Annotated in this window: 1 pseudogene; it reads left to right on the forward strand. The window is 74.2% G+C overall.

Annotation, left to right across the window (positions count from 1 at the left end):
- Nucleotides 1-325, forward strand: a pseudogene (locus VTU_RS26015) (M48 family metalloprotease); the annotation flags it as partial.
- Nucleotides 326-329: the final 4 nt, after the last annotated feature.

A 329-nucleotide genomic window follows, 5' to 3' on the forward strand; every position in this document is an offset into this window, starting at 1 on the left:
GCAGGCGCTGCTGCACGCCGGCCGTCCCGGCGAGGGCACGGCGGCGCTGCAAACATGGATCGTCGTGCACCCCGGGGACGCCAGCGCGTGGCAGTTGCTGGCCTCGGCCTGGCAGGCCCTGGGGCAGCCCCTGCGCGCGGTGCGCGCCGAGGCCGAGGCGCACGCTGCGCGCTGCGACTATGGCGCCGCACTGGACCGGTTTCGCGCCGGTCAGGACCTGGCGCGCCGCAGCACGGCAGCGGCGGACCATATCGAGGCGTCGATCATCGACACCCGGCTGCGCGCCATGGAATCACTTCTGCGCGAACAAGCGGCCGAGCGCTGAGTCG

The organism is Verminephrobacter aporrectodeae subsp. tuberculatae At4, assembly GCF_000193225.1.
Lineage (GTDB): Bacteria > Pseudomonadota > Gammaproteobacteria > Burkholderiales > Burkholderiaceae_C > Acidovorax > Acidovorax aporrectodeae.